Source organism: Bacillus sp. D386, from assembly GCF_006346415.1.
Map to the genome: position 1 here is coordinate 381,175 of NZ_VEMV01000004.1, position 24,704 is coordinate 405,878.

Below are 24,704 nucleotides of genomic sequence, written 5' to 3' on the forward strand. Positions count from 1 at the left end.
AAAAACCAGAATTATATTATTGTAATTGTATGGTTATGTAGGAAATAATGATAAAATGAAAGCACAAATTTAATAATCACTAGATCAGGGAGTGAATTTTTTGGCAAAAGTTAAAACAATCGACCTCATTGATGAATTCCAGCTTGAACTGGTTTGTGGTGAAGAAGGTGTAAATAGACCTATCACTACGAGCGATCTTTCCAGACCTGGTTTAGAAATTGCAGGTTATTTCGATTATTACCCTGCTGATCGTATTCAAATCCTTGGGATGACAGAATTATCGTTTTTCTCTAAGTTAAATGATGAAGAAAGAATTTCAAGAATGCAAATGCTATGCAGTGATATTACACCTTGTATCGTTATCACGCGTGATTTAGAGGTGCCGAAGGAATTATTGATGGCTTCTGAAAGCGTTTCTGTACCGGTTTTACGAACATCGATGAAAACGACCCGGTTTTCCAGCCGACTGACTAATTTCCTTGAAAGCAAGCTTGCTCCAACGACTGCTGTTCACGGCGTTTTGGTAGATATATATGGCGTAGGTGTCATGATTACCGGAAAGAGCGGAGTCGGAAAAAGTGAGACTGCGCTTGAACTTGTAAAAAGAGGACATCGTTTAGTTGCCGATGATTGTGTGGAAATTCGCCAGGAAGATGACGACACACTGGTCGGAAATTCACCTGAATTGATCGAGCACCTTTTGGAAATTAGAGGCGTAGGCATCATTAATGTGATGACTTTGTTTGGTGCGGGAGCAGTCAGAAGCCATAAAAGAATCTCCCTTGTCATCAATCTGGAGCTATGGGATCAGCAGAAGAATTACGATAGACTTGGTTTGGAAGAAGAAAAGGTACGAATTATTGATACGGATATCACCCGAATGAATATACCAGTTCGGCCGGGCCGAAATATTGCGGTTATTATTGAAGTGGCGGCTATGAATTTCCGTCTGAAACGAATGGGCGTTAATACAGCTCAGCAATTTACCGAAAAATTGAATGAAGCAATTGAAAAAGAAAAATAATTAGAGTAGGTGTTAGGGTAGATGAATACGATAGACCGTGTTGCCATACATATCGGTTCCATCCAGATTTACTGGTATGGAATTATTATTGGAATGGGTGTCTTTATTGGGCTTTGGCTTGCCATGCGTGAGTCAAAACGCCGTGGGTTGGACAAAGATTTGTTTGTTGACCTGTTGATCTATGCAGTTCCAATCTCTATTATCAGTGCACGTATTTACTATGTTATTTTTGAGTGGTCCTATTATAAAGATCACCTCGGCGATATTTATAAAATATGGAATGGCGGAATTGCCATTCATGGAGCCTTGATTGGGGCCGTCATTACAACCATTTTCTTTGCTCGCTCCAGAAATATATCCTTCTGGAAAATTGCTGATATTGCAGCGCCATCTCTTATTCTCGCGCAGGGTATTGGCAGATGGGGTAACTTCATTAACCAGGAAGCATATGGTGATGTGGTTAGCCGCCAATTTCTTGAGAATTTAATGTTGCCCGACTTCATCATTGATCAAATGTTTATCAATGGTGCATACCACCACCCGACTTTCTTGTACGAATCCCTTTGGAATTTCCTTGGATTTGGTTTATTGCTTCTGTTAAGAAGAGTTAATCTGCGTCAGGGTGAAATGTTCCTGACATACGTAATTTGGTATTCCATCGGCCGCTACTTTATAGAGGGGATGCGAACAGATAGCCTCATGCTGTTTGGTGAATTCCGAATGGCGCAGGTCTTATCGCTTTCATTGATTATTGGTGGAATAATCCTGCTTGTTGTAAGACGGAAAATGGGATATTCAGAGAAAAAATATTTAGACATATGATGTCCATTGCTCATAACCACATCTTTAGAATTTCAGATTGCAGGTTGTACATCGTGAACAGCTAAAGGGGTGGAATTTATGAAAAAAGATACCATATCAAAAGGGATAATGGCTGGGTTAAGAACTACGTGGATGCTCGGGAAGATTATTTTTCCCGTTACATTTTTAATATCCATCTTGCAATATACACCGGTATTACCTTGGATCATTGATTTGATAAGTCCTGCCATGGGACTGATTGGACTTCCGGGAGACGCAGCAATTCCGTTGGTACTCGGGAACTTTTTGAATCTCTATGCCGGGATTGGGGGCATATTGGCACTCGATTCTTTAACTGTTAAAGAAGTATTTATTATTGCCGTAATGCTTTCCTTTTCCCATAATCTCTTTATTGAAACCGGTGTTGCGCTAAAGGTAGGAGTTAAACTATGGGTTGTCCTGCTCACACGTATTGGACTCGCGCTATTATCAGCCATTGTCATTCATTTAGTATGGCAGGGCGGATCAGAGAGAATATATTATGGAATCAGCGGCAATGAGGAAGTGGTATCAGGCCTCATACCTGTGTTATTGCTGGCATTGGAAAAAGCAGCCTATGGAACATTAAAGCTGGCATTGATCGTTATTCCATTGATGCTAGTTATCCAAATTATGAAGGATCTTAATTGGCTAAATAAATTTTCGGACTGGATGAAGCCTATCACTAGGATGCTGGGGATGAAAGAAAACACATCCATGACTTTGGTTGCGGGCTTGGTCATTGGTCTGGCTTATGGAGCGGGAGTTATGCTTGATGCCGTTCGTGAAGATGGGGTTAGTAAAAAGGATATTACGATCGCCTTTATCTTTCTAATCGCCTGCCATGCAGTGGTGGAGGATACGGTCATTTTTATCCCTCTTGGCGTGCCAGTTCTGCCCCTGCTACTCATCCGTTTGGTGACAGCCATTCTTTTAGCCGTAACAATTGCATTTATATGGAAAAAGGTAGAATTAAGAAAGAGGAAGGACGAACAGCGTGAAGCAGAAAATCACAACATTACTATTTGATTTAGATGGAACATTAATTGATACGAATGAACTAATTATTGCTTCATTTTTACATACATTTAATCACTACTATCCAGGCCAATATTCACGTGAGGACGTCTACCAATTTATTGGTCCCTCCCTGGCTGAAACCTTTGGAGGATTGGATCCTGAGCGTAAGGATGAGATGATTGCATTTTACCGTGAACACAATTTTGCCAATCATGACTTACTTGTTCGTGAATATGAAGGTGTATATGAGACGATTGAAATACTTAAAAAAAGTGGATATAAAGTCGGTATTGTGACAACTAAAATGCGCAATGCTGTTAAGATGGGCTTGATTAAAGGCCGCCTTGAATCCTTTTTTGATGTTGTTGTCACACTTGATGATGTTCAAATGCCAAAGCCAGATCCGGAGCCAATCCAGTTAGCGTTGAAATTAATCGGATCTGAGCCTTCTGAAACGATTATGGTTGGAGACAATAGCCATGATGTTTTGGCTGGGAAAAACGCTGGAACGAAGACAGCGGGCGTTGCCTGGACAATCAAGGGAAGAGAGTATCTTGAGCAATTCAAGCCAGATTATATGCTTGAAAATATGCGCGATCTCTTAACGATTGTAAAGCAATGAGAAGAACTAAGCGTTATCCGGTAAAAGGTGATGGCAATTCCCTTTGGTATGTTTATAAAACCGTTCCCTTTTGGAAGGTTGTTCGGAATTTTATCGTTATACAGCTTGCGAGATATACACCTTTTTTAAGCATGAAAAATTGGCTTTATCGGACTTTTTTAGGAATGAAGGTTGGGCAGAAGACCTCCTTCGCCTTAATGGTTATGCTTGACGTTATGTTTCCAGAAAAAATATCCGTTGGACGTAACTCAGTGATTGGCTATAATACAACGATTCTCGCGCACGAATACTTAATAAACGAATACCGTTTAGGGAGTGTAATTATTGGTGATGAGGTGTTGATTGGTGCCAACTCTACTCTGTTGCCCGGAATTGAAATAGGTGATGGTGCGATTGTTTCGGCAGGGACCCTCGTTCATAAGGATGTTCCGGCAGGGGCCTTTGTAGGAGGTAATCCGATGAAAATCATCTATAGTGCGGAAGAAATGAAAATTAGAATCAAGGAAGATGATTTCTTTCGGTAAAAGAGGAACCCCGTTCATTAGAGCGGGGTTTTTAATTGTGTAATTTGCAGGCCTAATGATAGATTGGTGGAAAGGAATATCCATATCACTTGACGTTATTTGGAAGGAACGATACACTTTAACTTAACTTCATCATATTAGCATATTAGCGAACTAAAGTATTCTAAAAACTTATAATAAAGGACTGTTAATTATGCCGGATTTATTTATGTTTGAAAAGCCCTTGGGCATGCGTGACACATTGCCGGATTTATATAAGATAAAACAATCCATGAAACAAAGGATGATGGATCAAACGGTTCAATACGGATATCGTTTTTTGGAAACTTCATCACTCGAATATTATGAGACGGTCGGTAAGGTATCTGCTATCCGTGATGTTCATTTATTCAAGTTATTAGATAAAGATGGTCATAGTTTAGTGTTGCGACCGGATATGACCTCGCCTATTGCTAGGGTTGCTTCTTCCCATCTATTGAAGGAAGGGAATCCCGAGCGGCTCGCCTATAGTGCAAATGTGTTCAGAGCACAGGAAAAAGAGGGAGGACGTCCAGCAGAATTTGAGCAATTTGGGATTGAATTGATAGGGGATCGTACCCTTTCGGCTGATGCTGAAGTGCTTTGTCTTCTGTCTGATGTTTTAAAATGTGCTGGTTTGGAAAGATTCCATATTACGCTTGGTCATATTGGCTTTGTACAGGATTTACTCCTTCATTTTGGCGGTTGCGCAGAAACTGCAGGGATTATGAGGAAATTTCTGTTTGAAAAAAACTATGTTGGTTTTAAACAGTATGTGAATCAATTGCCAATCTCATTAAAGGATAAAGAGACTCTGTTTCAGCTTCTTTATTTAAAAGGGGGCCGCGAGATTCTGGAAATGGCTGAAAAACTGACAAATGGGCAGCTTGGTCAGCATGCGGTTAAAGAGTTGAAAAAATTGGCCGATATCCTTCTTTTAACAGATCATACAGAAATGATTACGTATGATTTATCACTTGTCAGCCATATGGATTATTATACAGGTATTTTGTTTGAAGTATCTGGGGAAAATGTAGGCTTTCCACTTGGAAATGGAGGAAGATACAACGAGCTATATAAACAGTTCGGGACAGATGCTCCTGCCACAGGATTTGGTTTACGTTTAGACCGTATACTGGAGGCGCTCGATTCAGGAGTTGAAGAAGAGCCGCCCCTTTGCATCATTTATCACCCTGTACAGCAACAGAAAGCGATAAGCCGGGCAACGGAGCTGCGACAATCCGGCATGCGCGTGGTTTTACAAAATGTGAATGGAATAAAGGATGTAAATACATTTACAAATCATTTTCCGAATATTGAATTTATGATTGACATGACAGATGGATCAGGGGGAGAGGGATAATGGAACAATTAACGATTGCCATGCCAAAGGGACGGATTTTGGATGAAGCAGTGGAATTATTAAGAAAAGCAGATTATCAGATTCCTCCTGATTTTGACGATACTAGAAAATTGATCATTCATGTAGAGAATGAAAATCTTCGTTTTATCCTGGCTAAACCAATGGATGTTCCCACTTATGTCGAGCATGGTGTGGCTGATGTAGGGATTGCCGGTAAAGACGTTCTGATGGAAGAAGCACGTGATGTGTATGAATTGTTGGATTTAGAAATAAGTGAATGCCATTTAGCAGTGGCAGGCATGCCGAATACAGAAATGAACAAGATTGCTCCGAAGATTGCCAGTAAATACCCAAATATCGCTTCCCAATATTTTCGTGAGCAGGGTGAACAGGTTGAAATTATTAAGTTAAACGGGTCCATTGAGCTGGCTCCCATGATAGGCCTTGCTGATCGAATCGTTGATATTGTATCGACCGGACAAACTTTACGTGAGAATGGACTGGTAGAGTATGCAGCAATCCAGAATGTGACATCACGATTTATTGCAAATCCGGTAAGTTATCGAATGAAGGAAAAAGAAATCGCTGAAATGGTAACTCGACTGGGAAAGGTTTTGCAGCCGAAGGAATAATTGGAGGGAGAAGGCATGGAAATTAAATCGTTAACGAGTGGATTATCGTTGAAACGTACGGTGGATGGCGGATCCGATGCTCAAAGGAAGGTTGTCCAACAAATCCTGCAGGATGTAAAGGAACGCGGAGATCAGGCTTTATTTTTTTATACAAAAAAGTTTGACCAAACAGAGATGGATTCTCTTAAAGTAACAAACGATGAAATGGAAAAAGCAATCGCCAACATGCCGCAAGAGATGATTTCAATCATGACTGAAGCTGCTTCAAATCTTCGAAGCTATCATGAAAAACAAGTGCAAAATTCATGGATAGATATGTCCGTGACAGGAACTATGCTTGGTTTAAGGCGTACTCCGCTTGATTCAGTCGGCATCTATGTTCCAGGCGGTACGGCCGCCTACCCATCCTCCGTATTAATGAATGCCATCCCGGCTAAAGTGGCCGGTGTAAAGCGGATTGTCATGGTTTCGCCGCCGGGAATAGACGGGAGATTACCTGACTCCGTGCTTGCTGCCGCGCATATTGCAGGCATCACTGAAATTTATAAGGTAGGCGGTGCCCAAGCAATCGGAGCTCTTGCCTATGGAACAGAATCAATCGGAAAAGTAGATAAAATTACAGGACCGGGTAATATTTACGTCGCGCTTGCCAAAAGGGAAGTATATGGGGATGTGGATATTGATATGATTGCCGGTCCTAGTGAGATTACGGTGCTTGCTGATGAAACGGCAGAGGCTCGGCATGTTGCGGCAGATTTGCTATCACAGGCTGAACATGATGAACGGGCATGCAGTGTGCTGATTACCACGAGCCGAAGATTGGCGAGCCAGGTCAAAGTGGAAGTGGAGAAACAATTGGCCGTGTTACCGCGTAAAGAGATTGCGCTCGCTGCCTGGAATAATTTTGGCGGTATATACGTAGCAAACACATTGGAAGAGGCGATTGAGGCTGTAAATGAGCTGGCCCCTGAACATTTGGAAATTCAAACAGCGGATGCGATGAATGTGGCGGGCGCAATTAGGCATGCAGGTGCTATTTTTATCGGTAAATATAGTTCTGAGCCGGTTGGCGATTATTTTGCAGGTCCCAATCATGTGCTGCCTACAAATGGTACAGCCCGTTTTTCAAGCCCATTGAATGTAGATGATTTTCAAAAGAAAACGAGCTTAATTATGTACAGTCAACAGGATTTTGAGGCTAATGCATCTAAAATCGCTGCTTTTGCTAGATTAGAAGGATTAGAGGCTCATGCGCGGGCCGTGGAATCGCGATTTATTTCGAAGGAGGAAGGTCAATGAAACGTACAGCCGAAATAGATAGAAGAACGAACGAAACGAAAATTAAGCTTGCTTTAGGCCTTGACGGTGAAGGTAAGACGGAGCTTTCAACAGGTGTGCCTTTTCTCTCGCATATGCTGGATCTATTTGCGAAGCACGGCCATTTTGATTTACGAGTAGATGCGGATGGGGATATAGAAGTGGATGGGCATCACACAACAGAGGATATTGGTATTTGTTTAGGGCAGGCGTTGAGTCAGGCGCTTGGAGATAAAAGAGGGATTAAGCGATATGGAAATGCCTTTGTTCCGATGGATGAAGCACTGGCACAGGTCGTTGTTGATTTGAGCAATCGGCCGCATCTTGAATTTAGAGCAGACATTCCGGCACCGATGATTGGATCCTTTGATACAGAGCTTGTACATGAATTCCTGTGGAAGCTTGCGATTGAGGCGAAGATGAATCTTCATGTCGTCGTCCATTATGGCCGCAATTCCCATCATATTGTTGAAGCCATTTTTAAAGCGCTTGGACGTGCGCTTGATGAAGCGACATCACACGATCCAAGGGTGAAAGGAATTCCATCTACAAAAGGGATGCTGTAAGTGGAGAGGGGTGGCAGTCTTGATTGGAATCGTTGATTACGGGATGGGAAACTTATTCAGCGTTTATAACGCATTAGACAGGCTGGGAGCGGATCCTGTGATAAGCGGTGATCCGACTGTATTGGCCGGCTGTGATGGGTTAATCTTACCCGGCGTGGGTGCTTTTCGGGATGCAATAACTGCATTAAAAGAGCAGAAATTGGACGTATTTTTAAAGGAGTATGTCGAAAGTGGTAAGCCCCTGCTCGGCATTTGCCTTGGAATGCAGCTATTGTTCGAGAGCAGTGATGAACACGGGTTTTCCGAGGGGCTATGTTTCTTGGAAGGACATATTGCGAAATTTACGGGGATTGATCAAACCGGTAAAACCTATAAAGTTCCTCATATGGGATGGAATAAACTGCAATTTAAGAATGTGAATCCTTTAATTGAAGGATTGGAAGAGGATTATGTCTACTTTGTCCATTCCTATTATGCCCAAATAAAGGACTCAGCGGAATTAATCGCAACAGCAATGTATGATGTCGAGGTACCCGGAATTGTAGGAAAAGGGAATGTGATGGGAATGCAATTTCACCCTGAAAAAAGTGGACAGATGGGAAAAGGTTTGCTCGGGAACTTCGTGAATCTGGTAATAGAGAAGGCGGGGGATAAGTGATGGGGACTAATTTTACAATCTATCCGGCAATTGATATGAGAGGCGGTAAATGTGTCCGTCTTCTGCAGGGAGATTATGGGCAGGAAACGGTTTATGGAGATTCTCCATTTGAAATGGCCAAGTCCTTTTCTGATTTAGGAGCCAAATGGATTCATATGGTCGATTTAGACGGTGCCAAAGAGGGAAATCCAGTTAATGAGGAACACGTACTAAAGGCAGCCCGGGAATTAAAGAGCGTATCCATTCAAGTCGGAGGCGGGATTCGCAATGAGGAGCAGGTAGCCCGTTACTTGAAGAATGGTATATCGCGTGTCATTCTTGGCAGTGTGGCTGTAAGAGAACCGGAATTTGCCACACGGATGATTCAGCAATATCCGGGGAAAGTTGCGATAGGACTGGATGGTAAAAGCGGTAAGGTGGCGACTGATGGCTGGCTGAAAACAAGTGAATGGACTGTCGTTGACTTAGGCAAGTATTTTGCCGATAAAGGGGCAGAATGGTTCATTTTTACGGATATCGCCAATGACGGGATGCTTAATGGTCCCAGTGTAGAGGCAACAGCTGAACTTGCGTGCGCAACCGGAAAGAATGTCATCGCATCAGGAGGAATGAGTCAGCTTGAGGATATCGCTGCTTTACAGGCCTATCAAGCGGATGGAATTGAAGGAGTCATCATCGGGAAGGCACTTTATGAAAATCGCTTTACATTGCCGCAGGCCCTAGCGAAGGCGGTTGAATCCTTATGATTACGAAACGAATTATTCCCTGTTTAGATGTAAAAGAGGGCCGTGTCGTGAAAGGGATTCAGTTCCTTGGGCTTCAGGATGCAGGTGATCCAGTTGAATTGGCGAAAATGTATGATGACCAAGGAGCAGATGAGCTAGTATTCCTTGATATTTCAGCGTCCCATGAAGGAAGAAAGACGATGGTGGAAGTGGTTCGGGAAGCGGCGACTGTCCTGAGTATCCCATTTACAGTTGGTGGAGGGATTAACTCAGTTGCTGATATGAGGACCATTCTGCGTGCCGGAGCGGATAAGGTATCTGTAAACACGGCGGCAGTGCTTCGGCCGGAGCTGATTGCAGAGGGAGCCAGCTATTTTGGGAATCAGTGTATCGTTCTTGCTATTGATGCAAAGTATGATGCGGAGATGAACGGCTTTCGAGTTTATACACATGGCGGCCGTAAAGCTACCGAATTAAATGCTATTGATTGGGCTAAGCAAGCCGTTGCGCTCGGTGCCGGTGAAATATTACTAACGAGTATGGACTGTGATGGGGAAAAAAGCGGATTCCATATTGAACTGACCAAGGCGATCAGTGAGGCTGTTACAGTTCCGGTGATTGCGTCCGGTGGAGCGGGAAGTAAGGAAGATTTTGCTGAGGTTTTTACAGAAGGAAAAGCAGACGCAGCACTGGCTGCTTCCATTTTTCATTACAAAGAGACAAGCGTACAGGAAGTTAAACGTAGACTGCGAGAACAAGGAGTGCTTGTGAGATGAATATAGAGAATATACGATTTGATACGAACGGATTAGTGCCGGCCATTGTTCAGGATGGAGAAACGAAGGAAGTCCTGACACTGGCTTATATGAATAAGGAATCATTGGAGAAAACGATTCAAACGGGAGAAACCTGGTTTTACAGTCGTTCCCGCCAGGAGCTTTGGCATAAAGGGGAAACAAGCAAAAACACTCAAGCCGTACGGGAAATCCGCTATGATTGCGATCAGGATGCATTAGTAGTATTGGTTCAACCAGCAGGCCCAGCCTGTCATAACGGTACGGTAAGCTGCTTTACGGAATCGCTGTATCAGGCTGATGATATTAATTTAATTCAGCCGGCAGATGAAGCAAAGGATTTTATGTATGATTTGGAGAAAATCATTGCTGAACGGGAAGCAGAGCGTCCCGAAGGCTCATATACAACGTATTTATTTGAAGAAGGGGTAGACAAGATTCTTAAAAAGGTGGGAGAAGAAGCAGCCGAAGTCATCATCGCTGCCAAAAACCGCGACCTAGAAGAATTAAAATGGGAAGTATCCGATTTATTCTTTCATGTCCTTGTCCTCTTAAAAGAACAAAATCTCCCATTCTCTGAAATTCAAAAAAACCTCCGTGAACGCCATCTTACTAAACAGAATGATGATGAAACTGACTCAAAAGGATGAATGATATCCTTTTGAGTTTTTTTGTTTGATGAAGGTGGCAGGGTGAAGGAGCTATGTCATGGCTATGGCCGACCTATGCCCGGGCTATACCCGGGTAAAGGTAGGTCGAAGGTGGGTGAAAGGTAGAGGAAAGGAGCTATGCCAGGACTATGACCGACCTATGCCCGGGCTATACCCGGGTAAAGGTCGGTTGAAGGTGGGTGAAAGGTAGAGGAAAGGAGCTATGGTAGGACTATGACCAACCTATAACCTGCCTATACCCGGGTAAAGGTGGGTCGAAGGTGGGTGAAAGGTAGAGGGGAAAGGAGCTCTGGCTGGGCTAAGCCCCTCCTGCTCCTGAACCGCCACTCCATATGCTTGTCGGATGCCTACAGGATGTAGGTCACAAAGATGTTGCCACAGGATGTGGCGTTCTTAATCTTTGTTCCTTGAATCAGTCGTCTCGCCTCCGCTTTTCATCTGATCCAGCGTCAGGGCCTAGGAGCTCGGGACATAAGCATAGCCTCTACGGGGGAAAACATCCCCCTCCGAGCCTCTGTCTTATGCTCCTCGCTCCTGGGCAAGGCCCTTCCGCTTTTCTTTCTATAATTCTCTTAATATGGTATAATTGTAGGGTTAAAGTATATGTGCTTGGAGGACTAGATGGGGAATAATTTTAATTTGACTAATAAGGCAAAAGTTGTTTCGTTTAACCCCACGGGAGAGTTCTATTTTACAAAGGGAATAAAAGCTTTCCAGCGAAGGGAATTATATAGAGCTAAGAAATATATGAACCGTGCGTTGCAGCTGGAACCGGGTGAGCCGATGATTGCTTGCCAGCTGGCTGTGATTTGTACGGAATTAGGTGAATATCAGTTTTCGAATCAGCTGCTTGAGAATATTCTTCAGGAGTTGGATCCGTTTATGACGGAGTGCCATTATTTCCTGGCTAATAATTTTGCTCATATGGGTTTATTTAAAGAGGCCTATAAGCATGCTAACGAATATTTAAATAAAGATCAGTTTGGTGAATTCAGTGAGGATGCAGAAGATTTGCTGGATTTAATCACATTTGAGACGGATGAAACAGAAGAGACCTTGGAAGTTCAGGATGATTTAATGATGCGCCAAGAGGCGGCACGTGAGTTGCTTGAAGCGGGTAATTTTGTGAAAGCCGTTGAAAAAATTGAAGAATTAATCGATTTATATCCTGAATTTTGGTCGGCTTATAATAATTTGGCACTGGCTTATTTCTATGTAGGTAAAACAGAGAAAGCTTTTGAGACGCTCGATCGAGTCCTTGAGAAGAACCCTGGCAATCTGCATGCTCTGTGCAATGGAATGGTCTTTTACCATTATCAGATGGAGCAGGATAAGCTTGATGAGGTTTTCGCTGTCCTAAAAAAAGTCAGACCTATTCTTGATGAACACCGGTTAAAATTAGGAGCGACCTTTGCGCTGACTGGTTATTATGAGGAAGCTTATATCTGGCTTCGCCAGCTGCAGAAAAAGGGTTATGAAGGGGACGGAACCTTCTATTATTGGCTCAGTAAATCTGCCCATCAAATCGGGCAAAAGAGAGTTGCTGAAAATGCCTGGGCTAAAGTGGTTGAATACAGTCCTGATAAAGAGGGACTTGAGCCTTGGGGCGCAATGACTGAAGATGAGGAATCTGGATTTGAAGAGCATGCGCCTTCCATCATTAAAAAGTTGGAAAGTGAGTATCTGGAGGAGAGATTGTTTGGTCTCTTTTTAGCGAGTCATTCGGGGGAATTTAATCAAATTAAAACTCATCCCTCTTACGAAACTAATAAACGTTTCACAGCGATGGAACGAGAATATAAAAATAGCATCGAGCTATCCGATAACCGTCAATTTTTTGCGGCAGAGGTAGCAGACACGTTATATAGGTTTTATCAGCCGGTAAAATTGATTGAGTCCGGCCTTTATTTTCTCTGGTTTTCTGTATATGCAGAAGGAAAAGAGAATGGTATACGGTTCTCAAATCCACTTGCATGGGCAGCTGCTATTGATTACGAATGGCACAAGCTGCGCGGTGAAAAAGAATCTCAAAAAACAGTGGCGGAACGATATGGAATATCTAACTCGACACTTTCTAAGTATGTAAAGCATGTAGCCGAATTGTTGCAATGAGCAAATTTTTGGACCTAATATGTATAGTTTAATACGATTAGTTCGAGGATAAGACGAGAAATGTAATGAATGTAGAGAGGGTTCGAGTCCTATCGTAAGAAGGAGTGATTCATAATGTCTGAGGAAAAAATTTATGATGTAATTATTATTGGAGCCGGACCGGCGGGTATGACAGCAGCTGTATATACTTCAAGAGCCAATCTTTCGACATTAATGCTTGAGCGTGGAATTCCGGGCGGGCAAATGGCGAATACGGAAGAGGTTGAAAACTATCCGGGATATGAAACCATTCTTGGTCCAGATCTATCAACTAAAATGTTCGAGCATGCGAAAAAATTTGGCGCAGAATATGCTTATGGTGAAGTAAAACAAATTATTGATGGAAAAGAATATAAAACCATTGATGCTGGTTCCAAGCAATATAAAACGCGTACTATTATTATTGCTACTGGTGCTGAATATAAGAAAATCGGCGTACCTGGTGAAAAAGAGCTAGGTGGTCGCGGTGTTTCCTATTGTGCTGTTTGTGACGGAGCTTTCTTTAAGAACAAAGAGCTTTTCGTGATTGGCGGAGGAGATTCTGCTGTTGAAGAAGGTGTGTACTTAACTCGCTTTGCTTCTAAAGTAACGATTGTACACCGCAGGGACGAACTTCGTGCCCAAAAAATTCTACAGCAGCGTGCCTTTGAGAATGAAAAAGTAGATTTTATTTGGAATACAACGTTAAAAAGCATTAATGAGAAAGATGGTAAGGTTGGCAGTGTAACATTGATATCCACTGTAGATGGTACTGAGCGCGAGTATCCTGCAGATGGCGTATTCATTTATATTGGAATGCTGCCATTAACAAAACCATTCCAAACAATCGGAATTACGAATCAAGCTGGTTATATCGAAACCAATGATCGTATGGAAACAAAAATTCCTGGTATTTTTGCAGCCGGAGATGTTCGTGAAAAGAATTTACGACAAATTGTTACGGCAACAGGTGATGGCAGTATAGCCGCTCAATCCGCACAGCATTATGTGGAAGAGTTGATGGAGCAATTAAAAGCACAAGCAAAATAAAATTGCTTGAAGGCTGAGTAAAAAATTTACATTAAAGTCATTATTAATTAATGTAGCTGTAATCAAAGTGCAATACATTTGGGGTAGAATAAAAATAAGAAATTGACCCCCTTTTATATATTTTTTTGGCATAGGTTATAAAACCTATGCCGCTTTTTTTTGTTGTTTGTCGAAAAATATAGGGATGACTTGAAAAAATTATGATGATTAACGTACATTGTTCATGCACATCTAAAATAGTATAATAAAGAGAAGTCTATCTAATTTGTGCTGTAGCAACTGAGGTGAAATAGTTTGCAAAGAGTAACCAATTGTATGTTAATGGCAGATGGCAAGGCCCTTATGCTTCAAAAGCCCAGAAGAAATTGGTGGGTAGCGCCCGGCGGCAAAATGGAATCTGGAGAATCCATACATGACTCTGTCATGCGTGAATTCTATGAAGAAACCAATTTGAAAATCGAGCGTCCTGAGTTAAAAGGCATTTTCACCATGGTTAATATGAAAGATGACCAAATTGTTCATGAATGGATGCTTTTTTCTTTTCGTGCCTATGCATTTAAGGGAGAAGCATATCAGGAGAATGAGGAAGGGATTCTGAAATGGCATCCTTTAAACGATATTCTGGCATTGCCAATGGCAGAGGGAGATCGCAAAATATTGGATCATATGATGAATGGACAAGGAATACTAATAGGTACATTTAAATATACAGAAGATTTCATACTACTCGATTACAAGCTTGAAAGAAACGGGGAATAAATAATGGAAGAGAAAAAAATAGAAACTGCAGCATCAGAGAATCGACTGGTCATTATTACGGGTATGTCGGGTGCCGGTAAGACAGTTGCGATACAGAGCTTCGAGGATCTGGGCTTCTACTGTGTGGATAACCTTCCCCCTACGCTTCTTCCTAAATTCATGGAGCTTATGAACAATTCAGGAAAGAAGATGAATAAGGTAGCATTAGTAATGGACTTACGAGGCAGGGAATTTTTTGAACACTTATTCAAAGCCTTGGATGATCTTAACGAATCCTCCAAGTTTGTTCCTGAAATTTTATTCCTGGATGCGGATGACTCCGTTTTAGTAAGAAGATATAAGGAAACAAGACGTACTCATCCATTGGCTCCATCAGGATCGCCGTTGGAAGGGATTAGACTGGAACGAGATTTGCTTGAGGAATTAAAAGGACGGGCTCAAACGATTTATAACACATCAAATTTTAAGCCAAAAGAGCTGCGTGAGAAAATTGCCAAACAGTTTTCCGTTAATCAACGGGTAGAGTTCTCGATTAATATCATGTCGTTCGGTTTCAAACATGGGATCCCTATTGATGCAGATTTAGTTTTTGATGTAAGATTCCTGCCTAATCCGTTTTATATAGAAAATATGCGTCCGCAAACTGGACTGGATGAAGAGGTTTCTTCTTACGTAATGAAATGGAGTGAAACCCAGAAATTTATTGAAAAATGGACGGATTTACTTGATTTTATGATTCCTCAATATAAACGTGAGGGAAAAGCCCAGTTAATTATCGCTGTGGGATGTACTGGAGGCCAGCATCGTTCCGTAACTTTAGCTGAATATCTGGGTAAACGGTATAACAATGAGTACCATACGAGTGTAACGCATCGTGATATTGATAAAAGGAAGGTACGCACAGATGACATCCATATCAGCACAACCTAAAGTGGTCATCATAGGTGGTGGATCGGGCCTTCCTGTCCTATTAAGAGGGCTAAAGGCATATCCCCTCGACATTACCGCTATAGTGACCGTTGCGGATGATGGTGGCAGTTCTGGCAGACTGAGAGAGGAACTGGACATCCCTTCTCCTGGTGATATACGGAATGTTTTAGCAGCTATGTCTGATGTAGAGCCATTAATTGAGCAAATGTTTCAGCATCGATTTACAGGCTCTGAACAATTATCAGGTCATGCTCTAGGGAATTTAATTCTTGCTGCGATGACCTCTATTACCGGTGACTTTGTACATGCTATTCAGGAGATGAGTAAGGTTTTAAATGTAAGAGGGCAGGTTTTGCCCTCTGCTAACCAGAGCGTAATCCTACATGCAGAACTCGAGGATGGGACGGTTGTTTCCGGTGAATCAAAAATTCCATACTCCGGGAAACGCATAAAGCGGGTATTCCTCAGTCCTGAGCATATTCAGCCTCCTCATGAAACCATCCAGGCCATCAGACAGGCAGATTTAATTTTGATGGGGCCGGGAAGTCTTTATACAAGTATATTGCCTAATTTGGTTGTGCCTACAATTGCAGCTGAAATTGCAAATGCCAAAGCATCCAAGGTATATATTTGTAACTTAATGACTCAAGCAGGGGAAACCCTGAATTATACAGCAAGTGACCATTTGAAAGTAATAAATGAGCATTTAGGTGAGTCATGTATGGATACAATCTTAGTCAATAAAGAGGATATCCCTGCGCATTTAAAATTAAAATATAAAGAAGAGTATGCCCAACCGGTTATCTTTGATATAAACAGACTTGAACAAATGGGACTGCAAGTGATTAAGGATAATATTGTAACAATTCAAAATAACCGTGTCAGACATGATACAGTCGTTGTTGCTTCTATTATCTATAATTTATTAAAGGAAAAGAATAAAGTGTAAGTTGTAAAGGGATTGAGGTGTAAAAAAGGGTGTCGTTTGCGTCGGAAACAAAAAAAGAATTAACCAATTTAGAAGTAAAAGAGTGCTGCGCACGGTCAGAACTATCTGCGCTAATCCGGATGAACGGATCCTTATCCTTTTCCAATCGTCATCTTATTGTGGATGTGCAAACAGAAAATGCAGCGATTGCCCGGAGAATTTATACGTTTTTAAAGAAGCTTTATAATCTCCAGGTTGATTTGCTTGTTCGTAAAAAGATGAAGCTGAAAAAGAATAATGTCTATATTGTACGGTTTTCTGAGAAAGCGAAGGAAGTACTAACAGACTTGAATATCATTGAAAATGGATTTACGATTATCCATGATATATCCGAGGAACTAATCCACAAGAAATGCTGTAAACGATCATATTTACGTGGTGCATTTCTTGCAGGCGGATCAGTTAATAATCCTGAGACTTCCTCTTATCACTTAGAAATATCGTCTTTATATAAACAGCATAATGATTCTTTGTGTGAGTTGATGAACTCATTTGGATTAAAAAGCAAAACGCTCGAAAGAAAAAAAGGATTTATCACCTATTTGAAGGAAGCGGAAAAGATTTCTGAGTTCCTGAATATTATTGGAGGGCATAATGCACTCTTGAAATTTGAGGATATTCGTATTGTTAGAGACATGCGAAATTCTGTAAATCGACTTGTAAATTGTGAAACTGCAAACTTGAATAAAACAATCAGCGCTTCATTGCGCCAGGTTGAAAATATACGTTATATTGAAAATACAGTTGGTCTGGATATATTGCCTGATAAGCTACGTGAAATTGCAAGACTGCGTGTCGAATACCAAGATGTAACCCTAAAAGAACTTGGGGAAATGGTTTCAAGCGATAAAATAAGCAAGTCGGGTATAAATCATCGTCTACGTAAAATAGATGAAATTGCCGAGAGGCTGCGAGCCGGTGAATCTAAATAAGTATTCCAAGCATTATGATATAAATAATATTTAATGGAGGGGAATCGCTGTGATTGAAAAAGAAGTCACTGTACAGCTTAAAACAGGCTTGCAGGCACGCCCGGCTGCTCTATTTGTTCAGGAGGCAAGTCGTTTTTCATCTGATATATTTATTATAGATGGAGAAAAGAAGGCCAATGTAAAAAGTATTATGGGATTAATGAGTATGGCGATTGGTTCAGGTAAGACAGTGACCCTTGCAGCAGATGGTCAGGATGAAGAAGAGGCTATACAGGTTTTAGAAGCATTTATGACAAAAGAGTAGTAAAATGGAGAACCGTTAGGATACAAACAGAAAAGAGGTGGCTATCTATGAGCCGCCTCTTTTCCTGCCTTATTTACTAATAAGAATTTTTCCGACAGTACGGTCTTTACTTTGGCCCGTTAACTTGATTTTTACGCCAAACTCAGGGATATTCCGCCCTGCGTCCGGTTTGCCAGGATTTAAATAATTTTTGCTATCATCAAACACAGAAAATGGTTTCGTATCAAAATCAGACAATGTTAAACCATTTATGTTCTTATAATCCAAATACATTTTATCTGTTTTATCTAATCTAAATGCAGCATCATGAATTTGATAACGAGTTGCAGCTAAGGATTTGTCACTCCATTTCAATGTTCCTTGGTCAGCATCGACTACTCCAAGGAAGCCTTCACCTGGATGTTTGCCTGTCCAGTTATCTGAATAGCTGTCATCCACATACCAAACCACTAATCCGCCATCATATTTCATTAGGCTGGCTCCGCGTTTGATATGAGCAAGTCCCAAATCGACGCCCTGATGATTCCGCCATTCTGCCAAATAGTATTGATCACTTGTATAGAAGCCTTCATTCTTTGTGAAGCCATCTAATGTAAAGGAAGAGGTTGAAGTATCTGCATTATCTTTTACGAGTTCCTGACCATCGGCAGTAATTGTAATATCATCTACATAAAAACCTGCTTCAATAGCTGCTACATCAGTCCAGTAATTAAAACGCAATTCAATTTTCTTGCCAGCATAGGCCGTTAAATCAAATATACCATCTACCCATCCGTTGGAGTTTCCTGTTATACCATTACCCGGATTTTGTTTATATGGATTAGTAGAAGTGGTTATATTCCCTGCTACCCCTGTCCAGTTTGTTTGTCCTTCTTCACGCACTTGAACAGATGCATAGTCCCAATCCTGCTCTATTTGATACCAAGTCTTGAAAGATAACTGGGCTGTCGACTTATTTGTTAGATCAAGAGAAGTAACCAAAGAGTTATTTAGGTTATTACCTTTTCCGCTATGATATTCATACTTCCCGCTATAAGGGGTATTTACTGTGGTTTTCTTTTGTGGCAAATTCACTTTAAGTGCATCCAGGTTTCTTCCCTTTGTAATGGCTTGATCGAGAAGGAATTCAGATCCCCGTCTAGTCAGATCATCAAGATCGACCTCTTCATAATTAAGCCAGTTTCCTCCAAGGCTCTCCTGAAGATATTCTTTTGCATATGGGCTGAACCCAGTTGGTTCTCCTCCTGGAACTTTACCTGCCCAGCTGCCGCTTGCCATGATTGACCAATAGCCAATGGCTTCACCAGATCCTGAGTATTGCGTATCATACTCATCCGGTAGACCTAAATCGTGGCCATATTCATGGGCAAATACTCCGGCAGCTCCATCAATTGGTTCAATGGTGTAATCGTAAGCAGCCATTTGTCCATTCCAGTAAGGTATGTCTGTTTCCGTATTATCGATTGGGAATACCCCTCCCAAATTTGAACGATGGGACCAGATTGCATCTCCGCCCAGTGTACCGCCACCTGCTTCTTCACCTACAGCAGAGTGGACAATCATTAAGTGATCGACTAATCCATCTGGTTCGCGTTTATTGCCGTCTCCATCATAATCGTAGCGATCTTCCTGATCATATTCAGCAAGATCTACATTTGGATCGTTTGCTGCTGCCTCTAATGCTTCTTTTACAAGGCTACGTGCATCCTTGTCATTTCCATCGGGTGTGGGAATATTTCCACCATACTCAGCGGCAGGTTTTTCAGCCATATACCAACCAGCTACTTCACCATCTACGGTATAGCTACCGCCAGATTGCTGTTCATAATATTGCTTCATAGAAATTAGCTTTTCGCCGTTAGGACCTGTATATCCCTTTTTACCAAAAATCATTTGTTGATAATGATCCTTAGTATAATCTTTATAATACATGTCTGTATCCTCTGGTCTGACATTGTCACCATTGTAATCAGGGAATTCAATCATCAGAACCAAAACTTTATCTTTTACTACAGACCCTCTATATTTCTCTTCTTTTACTGGTTGAACAACACCGTTATTAGGTTTGGAACCTTTGCCAGGTTTTTTTCCTTTTTTCTTTTTGTTCCACTTCTTTTGCAACTCTTTTATTTGCTTATCGAATTTTTTTGATGAGTCCTTTTTAGCGTTTTCTTCTTTTTTCTTTAGGTACTTTTTCAACTGTGCCTGTGCTTCTTTATCTGTTGCATTTTTCTTGATAACACCTTCCTTTTTAAGCATTTTAATTAATCGTTCCTCGTTGGCAATGCTTAAATCAAAAGAGCTTCCTGTATAGGTAACTGAATGATTATGACTGGTCTCGGTTGCAGCATGATTACTTATTGTCGAAACTTGGTGAGCAGAAGTGGCTGGTGCAAAGGCACTGAATGTTAAAGCAGCAGCGAAGGCCGATGCCAAAATAGATTTTCCTCGCAAATGGTTTCCTCCTCTAAATTTTAATTAACATCTATAAATATTCTAACTATTCTGTTAAAAAACCTCTTTAATAGTAGAAAATGGTAGAATAGGAGTAGTTGAGGAAAAAGAAGTGGGTGATTAGACATAAAAAAACCACCCTTTTTGAAAGAGTGGTTTCGTCTTATAATTATCTATCTTCTGTCAAACTTCTAGAAATTTCTTTTGGTTTCTTGTTTTTCATCAGGATTGGATAGAGAACAAGACCGAGGACAAATAATCCTATACCGAGCGAGAAGGTTTTTAAATCGGCTGTTCCGGTTTTAATTACCCATAGGGTGTATACAAGAGCCACTATCGCAATTATGCCATCTATCAATCGTGATTGCTTCATCCCTGTGTATGTTTCACCGGTAATAATCAGTTTTACCTGATAAAGGACACTAACGAAATACGGGATTAAGTAAGCTAATGTAGCAACGACCATTGCGAATTCATAAGCTTCCATTATCGTTCCGGAAACAGTAGCGAATAAAAAGAATTGCGTTAAAAGGTTTGTGATAGTCAAAGAATTGACTGGACTTCCTTTTTTATTCGTTTTTCCGAAGAATGCCGGGAACAAGTTGGATTTAGCAGCTTGATAAGGAACCTCGGAGCTAACGACAATCCAACCGACTGTAGATCCGAATAATGAAATTAAGGCAAGGAATCCTAGAATATAAGCACCGCTAGATCCGATTGCAGCTTGCAGAGCATCAACCAAAGGTTTATGTGACTGTTGCAATGCCTCTTGGGATAAAGCGCCCATTGTTAATAGTGTTATACCAATATAGATCGCAATGGCAATAATCAGTCCGGTGATTGTCGCTTTTTTCACATCAGTCTGAGACTTTGCTCGATTGGATAGCATCACAGCAGCTTCTACCCCAATAAAGGCCCATAGCGTGGCAATAGCTGCGTTATTTACTTGTCCACCCAATGAATGGGAAACCCCAGATGCATCGATAAATTCTTTACCGTTCATTATATTAGCAGAATCAAATATAAAAATGGTTGCGACAATAAAAAGTGCGAAACCAATTACTTTTGTGATAGTAGCCAGCAAATTGATTTTCCCAGCGCTGTTAAAGCTTTCGCAGAGAATAAAGTGAATGCCCCACAGCATAACTGTACATACCATAAAGTTTAAGAATTTCCCTAATTCAAGATCAAAATTGCCGCTTGAAAAAAGGATGTACTGGCTTTGCATAATTGGAAAGAAGGTAGATAAGTACCCGGCAAATGAGATAATGACTGATGCCGTAGCAGCCCAGTTAGCAGCCCAGTAACCCCAAGCAATACTGTAACCAGCAATTTTCCCTTTACTTGGTGAACTGAACATGGCTTGAGCATAGCTTTGCGGTCCCGTTTTTAATTCCGGCTTTCTGATAGCCAAATTTCCAAATACAAGAGCAACCATTAATACTCCAGCTCCTGTTAAGATCCAGGCCATTGATGCTCCAAACGGACTTGAAACACCAGCTAGGTTTGCCGGAAGCATAAATATTCCTCCACCAACCATGTTGCCGACAACAAACATGGTTAATATCCAAAATCCCCATTTTTTATTATTCATGATGAAAGACCCCTTCTGTTTTCAAAATATGCGAAAAATATAATAAGATAAATTATTGCTAGTGGTACAAATCGTTATAATTCTATACCCGAATTATAATTTGATCATTCCGGTGGCTGTATTGGTTGAGACTTTTAAGTATGAAATTCAACACAATAAACACTCTTTAGAATGACTAATTATTAAATTGTGCTTTCATATTAACATCAAACTTTAATTTGGTAAAGTGATAAACAATTAGAGGACTAAAATATTGTGAGGTAGGGGAGTAGAGGGGGATATCTACATTATTTTTTTGATAAAACAAAAGAGCTGCCGAATATCTCGACAGCTCTTAATCAGTTTATTATTTTTTATTTTCTTCTACTACATTGCGGGTGATAATTTTATCAACTAATCCGTACTCAACCGCACGTTCAGCTGTCATGAAGTTATCACGTTCTGTATCGCGAGCAATTGTTTCATAAGATTGACCAGTACGTTCAGCCAAAATTTTGTTTAAGCGCTCACGCATAAAGAGAATGCGTTTAGCAGCGATTTCAATCTCAGTCGCTTGTCCTTGAGCTCCGCCAAGTGGTTGGTGAATCATCACTTCACTGTTTGGTAACACAAAACGCTTTCCTTTTTCGCCGGCAGCAAGAAGGAATGCACCCATTGAAGCAGCCATACCGATACAGATCGTAGAAACCTTTGGTTTAATATATTGCATTGTATCGTAGATTGCCATACCAGCTGTGATGCTTCCGCCTGGGCTATTGATGTAAAGATAAATATCTTTCTCTGGGTTTTCAGTTTCAAGGAACAATAATTGGGCAACGATAGAGTTGGCAACATTGTCATCAATTGCACTTCCAAGCATGATAATCCGGTCTTTTAATAAACGGGAATAAATATCGTATGCGCGTTCCCCGCGATTTGTTTGTTCAATAACTGTAGGAATTAAATTCATTTATTTTCTCCTCCTTATATGTAAAAAAATAATACATTTGGCTTTGACTTTATCATACACTTTATGGTCAATAAAGGTCAAACAAAAGACGCTTACATTACTATATGTTTTTTATTAAGGACTGATGTCTAGTTTATCTGATTGGTCTGCGCATAATTTGCAACTGATTCTATGTATAGAAACAAAATAATCCCTGATATCCATCTTACCCAACATAAAGGCTTATAAACCTAAGGAATAGTTCTTGCAAAAAGACTTTCTCTTCCTTATAATATAATTTTGTAGGCTAACATTTTGCCCTCGTAGTTTAATGGATAGAACATAAGATTCCGGTTCTTACGATGGGGGTTCGATTCCCTCCGAGGGCGTATAATATATTGTAGGAAATGCCTCAGTGCCGAAAGTAGCTTAGCACTGGGGCATTTTTTTATTTATTAACAAATTCAATATTTTGTAAATATATCCTCCTTTTTCTTGCTCTGCTCCTTCCTATTTACTACTATTAATGTAAGCGATTTATTATAAGGGGGCAGGGATTTGAACGTAGAGTTTGGTTTGTACCAGCAACAAAAGTTAAAGCTGACGATGACGCCGGAATTAAATCAGGCAATAAACTTGCTTCAATACCCGGCAATTGAATTAGCTGCCTATATCGATGGAAAAGCACTTGAGAATCCGTTAATTGAAATAGATGACGAGTATCCGAAAGTCTCAGGCAGATCATATGGCGACTCATCAATCAATCAAATCAGTGAGGAGACTGTTTCATTAAAATCTTATTTACGATCCCAAATTCCATTTAAAGTATTAACCGACAGGGAAGAGTGCGTTTTATTGTTTTTGATTGATTGTATCGATGAAAATGGATATTTACGTATTACCTTTGAGGAAGCTCGATCCCTTGTGGAGGTTAGTCAGGCAGAATGGGATGTTGCCTTATCTGTTTTGCAGGCATTGGAGCCTGTCGGAGTGGGTGCCAGGAATCTAAGTGAATGTTTGCTCATACAGGCTAAACGTGATTATATCGATGATCTGCCACTAGAAGAGGTTTTGGTTAATCATTTCGATATGCTTGTGAATAGAAAGTGGAAAGAGCTTGCCAAGCTGGTTGGTGTAACAATTGCAGATATTCAATCCATTTTTGATTTAATACAGGCATATAACCCCAAACCTGGTTCAGCTTTTAATAGTGGTGAATTCCAATATTTCATACCGGATGTAAGTGTTTCTGTTTCAAAAGGAGTACCCACTGTAAAAGTTTTATCAATGAGAAGATTTAAAACGAATGAATTTACTTCCCCTATAAATGGAAGTGATGACATAACTAAAAAGTATATGTACGAAAAGAAATTGGAGCTTAACTGGCTAAAAAAGGCTATTGAGCAAAGAGAGCAAACTTTAAGGCGTGTAACTTATGCCATCATGGAAAAGCAATCTGCCTTCTTTGATACTGGAAAAAGTGTCACCTTAAAGCCATTAACTATGAAGGAAATCGCCAAAATGGTTAATGTGCATGAGTCCACAGTAAGCAGGGCGATTAGAGACAAAGTGGTAGAGACGCCATTTGGGACTTATGATATGAAAATGTTTTTTACGAGCAGCATCCCGAACGCTCAATTGGAAGACTCTTCATCAGAACAAGTAAAGCAAGAAATAGTGCGGTTGATAAAGGCAGAGCAGAAAACATTACCTTTATCGGATCAGGCAATTGCAAAGCAACTTCAGGATGATTTTGGTATTCTTGTATCACGGAGGACAATCGCGAAATATCGGACTCTGCTTCATATACCATCTTCTTCAAAAAGAAAACGATATGAGGTTAGTGAATAATTAATTTATA

Annotated in this window: 24 protein-coding genes and 1 tRNA gene; 22 read left to right on the forward strand and 3 right to left on the reverse strand. The window is 40.8% G+C overall.

Translation table 11 applies throughout. From position 1 onward, the window contains the following. Positions 1–100 precede the first annotated feature (100 nt). From hprK to FHY45_RS13925, 20 genes are all read left to right on the forward strand, one after another. A complete protein-coding gene (gene hprK / locus FHY45_RS13830; protein WP_066106142.1) occupies positions 101–1,024 on the forward strand; it encodes an HPr(Ser) kinase/phosphatase in 924 nt (307 codons plus the stop codon). A 21-nt stretch (positions 1,025–1,045) separates the two neighbouring features. Beyond that, positions 1,046–1,846, forward strand: a complete 801-nt coding sequence (lgt, locus tag FHY45_RS13835) for a prolipoprotein diacylglyceryl transferase (protein WP_139892202.1) — start codon at positions 1,046–1,048, stop codon at positions 1,844–1,846. Positions 1,847–1,924: 78 nt separating this feature from the next. Continuing rightward, positions 1,925–2,893 (forward strand): nucleoside recognition domain-containing protein, encoded by a 969-nt coding sequence (locus FHY45_RS13840; protein WP_139892203.1) that lies wholly within the window; start codon positions 1,925–1,927, stop codon positions 2,891–2,893. Further along, a complete protein-coding gene (ppaX, locus tag FHY45_RS13845) occupies positions 2,862–3,506 on the forward strand; it encodes a pyrophosphatase PpaX (RefSeq protein WP_139892204.1) in 645 nt (214 codons plus the stop codon). The genes FHY45_RS13840 and ppaX overlap by 32 nt, the downstream gene beginning before the upstream one ends. Beyond that, positions 3,503–4,030, forward strand: coding sequence for an acyltransferase (locus FHY45_RS13850; RefSeq protein ID WP_066106154.1), 528 nt, complete (start codon positions 3,503–3,505; stop codon positions 4,028–4,030). Before ppaX ends, FHY45_RS13850 begins: the two co-directional genes overlap by 4 nt. A gap of 193 nt (positions 4,031–4,223) precedes the next feature. Then, positions 4,224–5,411 (forward strand): ATP phosphoribosyltransferase regulatory subunit, encoded by a 1,188-nt coding sequence (locus tag FHY45_RS13855; protein WP_139892205.1) that lies wholly within the window; start codon positions 4,224–4,226, stop codon positions 5,409–5,411. Beyond that, a complete protein-coding gene (hisG, locus tag FHY45_RS13860) occupies positions 5,408–6,043 on the forward strand; it encodes an ATP phosphoribosyltransferase (RefSeq protein ID WP_139892206.1) in 636 nt (211 codons plus the stop codon). Before FHY45_RS13855 ends, hisG begins: the two co-directional genes overlap by 4 nt. Before the next feature lie 15 nt (positions 6,044–6,058). Continuing rightward, positions 6,059–7,342, forward strand: coding sequence for a histidinol dehydrogenase (gene hisD / locus FHY45_RS13865; RefSeq protein ID WP_139892207.1), 1,284 nt, complete (start codon positions 6,059–6,061; stop codon positions 7,340–7,342). Then, a complete protein-coding gene (gene hisB / locus FHY45_RS13870) occupies positions 7,339–7,926 on the forward strand; it encodes an imidazoleglycerol-phosphate dehydratase HisB (RefSeq protein WP_066106166.1) in 588 nt (195 codons plus the stop codon). The genes hisD and hisB overlap by 4 nt, the downstream gene beginning before the upstream one ends. A gap of 19 nt (positions 7,927–7,945) precedes the next feature. Next, positions 7,946–8,584, forward strand: coding sequence for an imidazole glycerol phosphate synthase subunit HisH (hisH, locus tag FHY45_RS13875; protein ID WP_066106169.1), 639 nt, complete (start codon positions 7,946–7,948; stop codon positions 8,582–8,584). Further along, the gene (gene hisA / locus FHY45_RS13880; protein ID WP_139892208.1) at positions 8,584–9,330 is read left to right on the forward strand and encodes a 1-(5-phosphoribosyl)-5-[(5-phosphoribosylamino)methylideneamino]imidazole-4-carboxamide isomerase; all 747 of its coding nucleotides are present in this window, start codon (positions 8,584–8,586) and stop codon (positions 9,328–9,330) included. Before hisH ends, hisA begins: the two co-directional genes overlap by 1 nt. Then, positions 9,327–10,085: an imidazole glycerol phosphate synthase subunit HisF gene (gene hisF, locus FHY45_RS13885; protein ID WP_139892209.1), complete on the forward strand. Its 759-nt coding sequence runs from the start codon at positions 9,327–9,329 to the stop codon at positions 10,083–10,085. Before hisA ends, hisF begins: the two co-directional genes overlap by 4 nt. Next, the gene (gene hisIE / locus FHY45_RS13890) at positions 10,082–10,753 is read left to right on the forward strand and encodes a bifunctional phosphoribosyl-AMP cyclohydrolase/phosphoribosyl-ATP diphosphatase HisIE (protein ID WP_139892210.1); all 672 of its coding nucleotides are present in this window, start codon (positions 10,082–10,084) and stop codon (positions 10,751–10,753) included. Before hisF ends, hisIE begins: the two co-directional genes overlap by 4 nt. Before the next feature lie 642 nt (positions 10,754–11,395). After that, positions 11,396–12,886 (forward strand): tetratricopeptide repeat protein, encoded by a 1,491-nt coding sequence (locus FHY45_RS13895; protein WP_139892211.1) that lies wholly within the window; start codon positions 11,396–11,398, stop codon positions 12,884–12,886. Positions 12,887–13,000: 114 nt separating this feature from the next. Further along, positions 13,001–13,954, forward strand: coding sequence for a thioredoxin-disulfide reductase (gene trxB, locus FHY45_RS13900; RefSeq protein WP_066106186.1), 954 nt, complete (start codon positions 13,001–13,003; stop codon positions 13,952–13,954). 294 nt (positions 13,955–14,248) lie between these two features. After that, positions 14,249–14,713 carry an 8-oxo-dGTP diphosphatase gene (locus tag FHY45_RS13905; protein WP_139892212.1) on the forward strand — a complete coding sequence of 155 codons (465 nt, stop codon included), beginning with the start codon at positions 14,249–14,251 and terminating at the stop codon, positions 14,711–14,713. Positions 14,714–14,716: 3 nt separating this feature from the next. Beyond that, entirely contained in the window at positions 14,717–15,643 is a 927-nt protein-coding gene (rapZ, locus tag FHY45_RS13910) for an RNase adapter RapZ (protein ID WP_373925482.1), read from the forward strand. After that, positions 15,618–16,592 (forward strand): gluconeogenesis factor YvcK family protein, encoded by a 975-nt coding sequence (locus tag FHY45_RS13915; protein WP_302621342.1) that lies wholly within the window; start codon positions 15,618–15,620, stop codon positions 16,590–16,592. Before rapZ ends, FHY45_RS13915 begins: the two co-directional genes overlap by 26 nt. Before the next feature lie 29 nt (positions 16,593–16,621). Further along, entirely contained in the window at positions 16,622–17,563 is a 942-nt protein-coding gene (gene whiA / locus FHY45_RS13920) for a DNA-binding protein WhiA (RefSeq protein WP_066106193.1), read from the forward strand. 49 nt (positions 17,564–17,612) lie between these two features. Further along, positions 17,613–17,867: an HPr family phosphocarrier protein gene (locus FHY45_RS13925; protein WP_066106196.1), complete on the forward strand. Its 255-nt coding sequence runs from the start codon at positions 17,613–17,615 to the stop codon at positions 17,865–17,867. A 69-nt stretch (positions 17,868–17,936) separates the two neighbouring features. Here the strand turns inward: FHY45_RS13925 and FHY45_RS13930 are convergent, their stop codons facing one another. The 3 genes from FHY45_RS13930 to clpP form a co-directional block, all read right to left on the reverse strand. Beyond that, positions 17,937–20,321 (reverse strand): immune inhibitor A domain-containing protein, encoded by a 2,385-nt coding sequence (locus tag FHY45_RS13930; protein WP_139892213.1) that lies wholly within the window; start codon positions 20,319–20,321, stop codon positions 17,937–17,939. Between the two features lie 169 nt (positions 20,322–20,490). Further along, complete coding sequence (locus FHY45_RS13935; protein WP_139892214.1) at positions 20,491–21,915, reverse strand: amino acid permease; 1,425 nt, start codon at positions 21,913–21,915, stop codon at positions 20,491–20,493. Positions 21,916–22,261: 346 nt separating this feature from the next. Next, positions 22,262–22,864, reverse strand: a complete 603-nt coding sequence (gene clpP, locus FHY45_RS13940; protein ID WP_066106206.1) for an ATP-dependent Clp endopeptidase proteolytic subunit ClpP — start codon at positions 22,862–22,864, stop codon at positions 22,262–22,264. A 296-nt stretch (positions 22,865–23,160) separates the two neighbouring features. Between clpP and FHY45_RS13945 the strand changes: the two genes are divergently transcribed. Beyond that, positions 23,161–23,232, forward strand: a tRNA-Arg gene (locus FHY45_RS13945). A gap of 169 nt (positions 23,233–23,401) precedes the next feature. Continuing rightward, positions 23,402–24,694, forward strand: coding sequence for an RNA polymerase factor sigma-54 (gene rpoN, locus FHY45_RS13950; protein ID WP_139892215.1), 1,293 nt, complete (start codon positions 23,402–23,404; stop codon positions 24,692–24,694). Positions 24,695–24,704 lie beyond the last annotated feature (10 nt).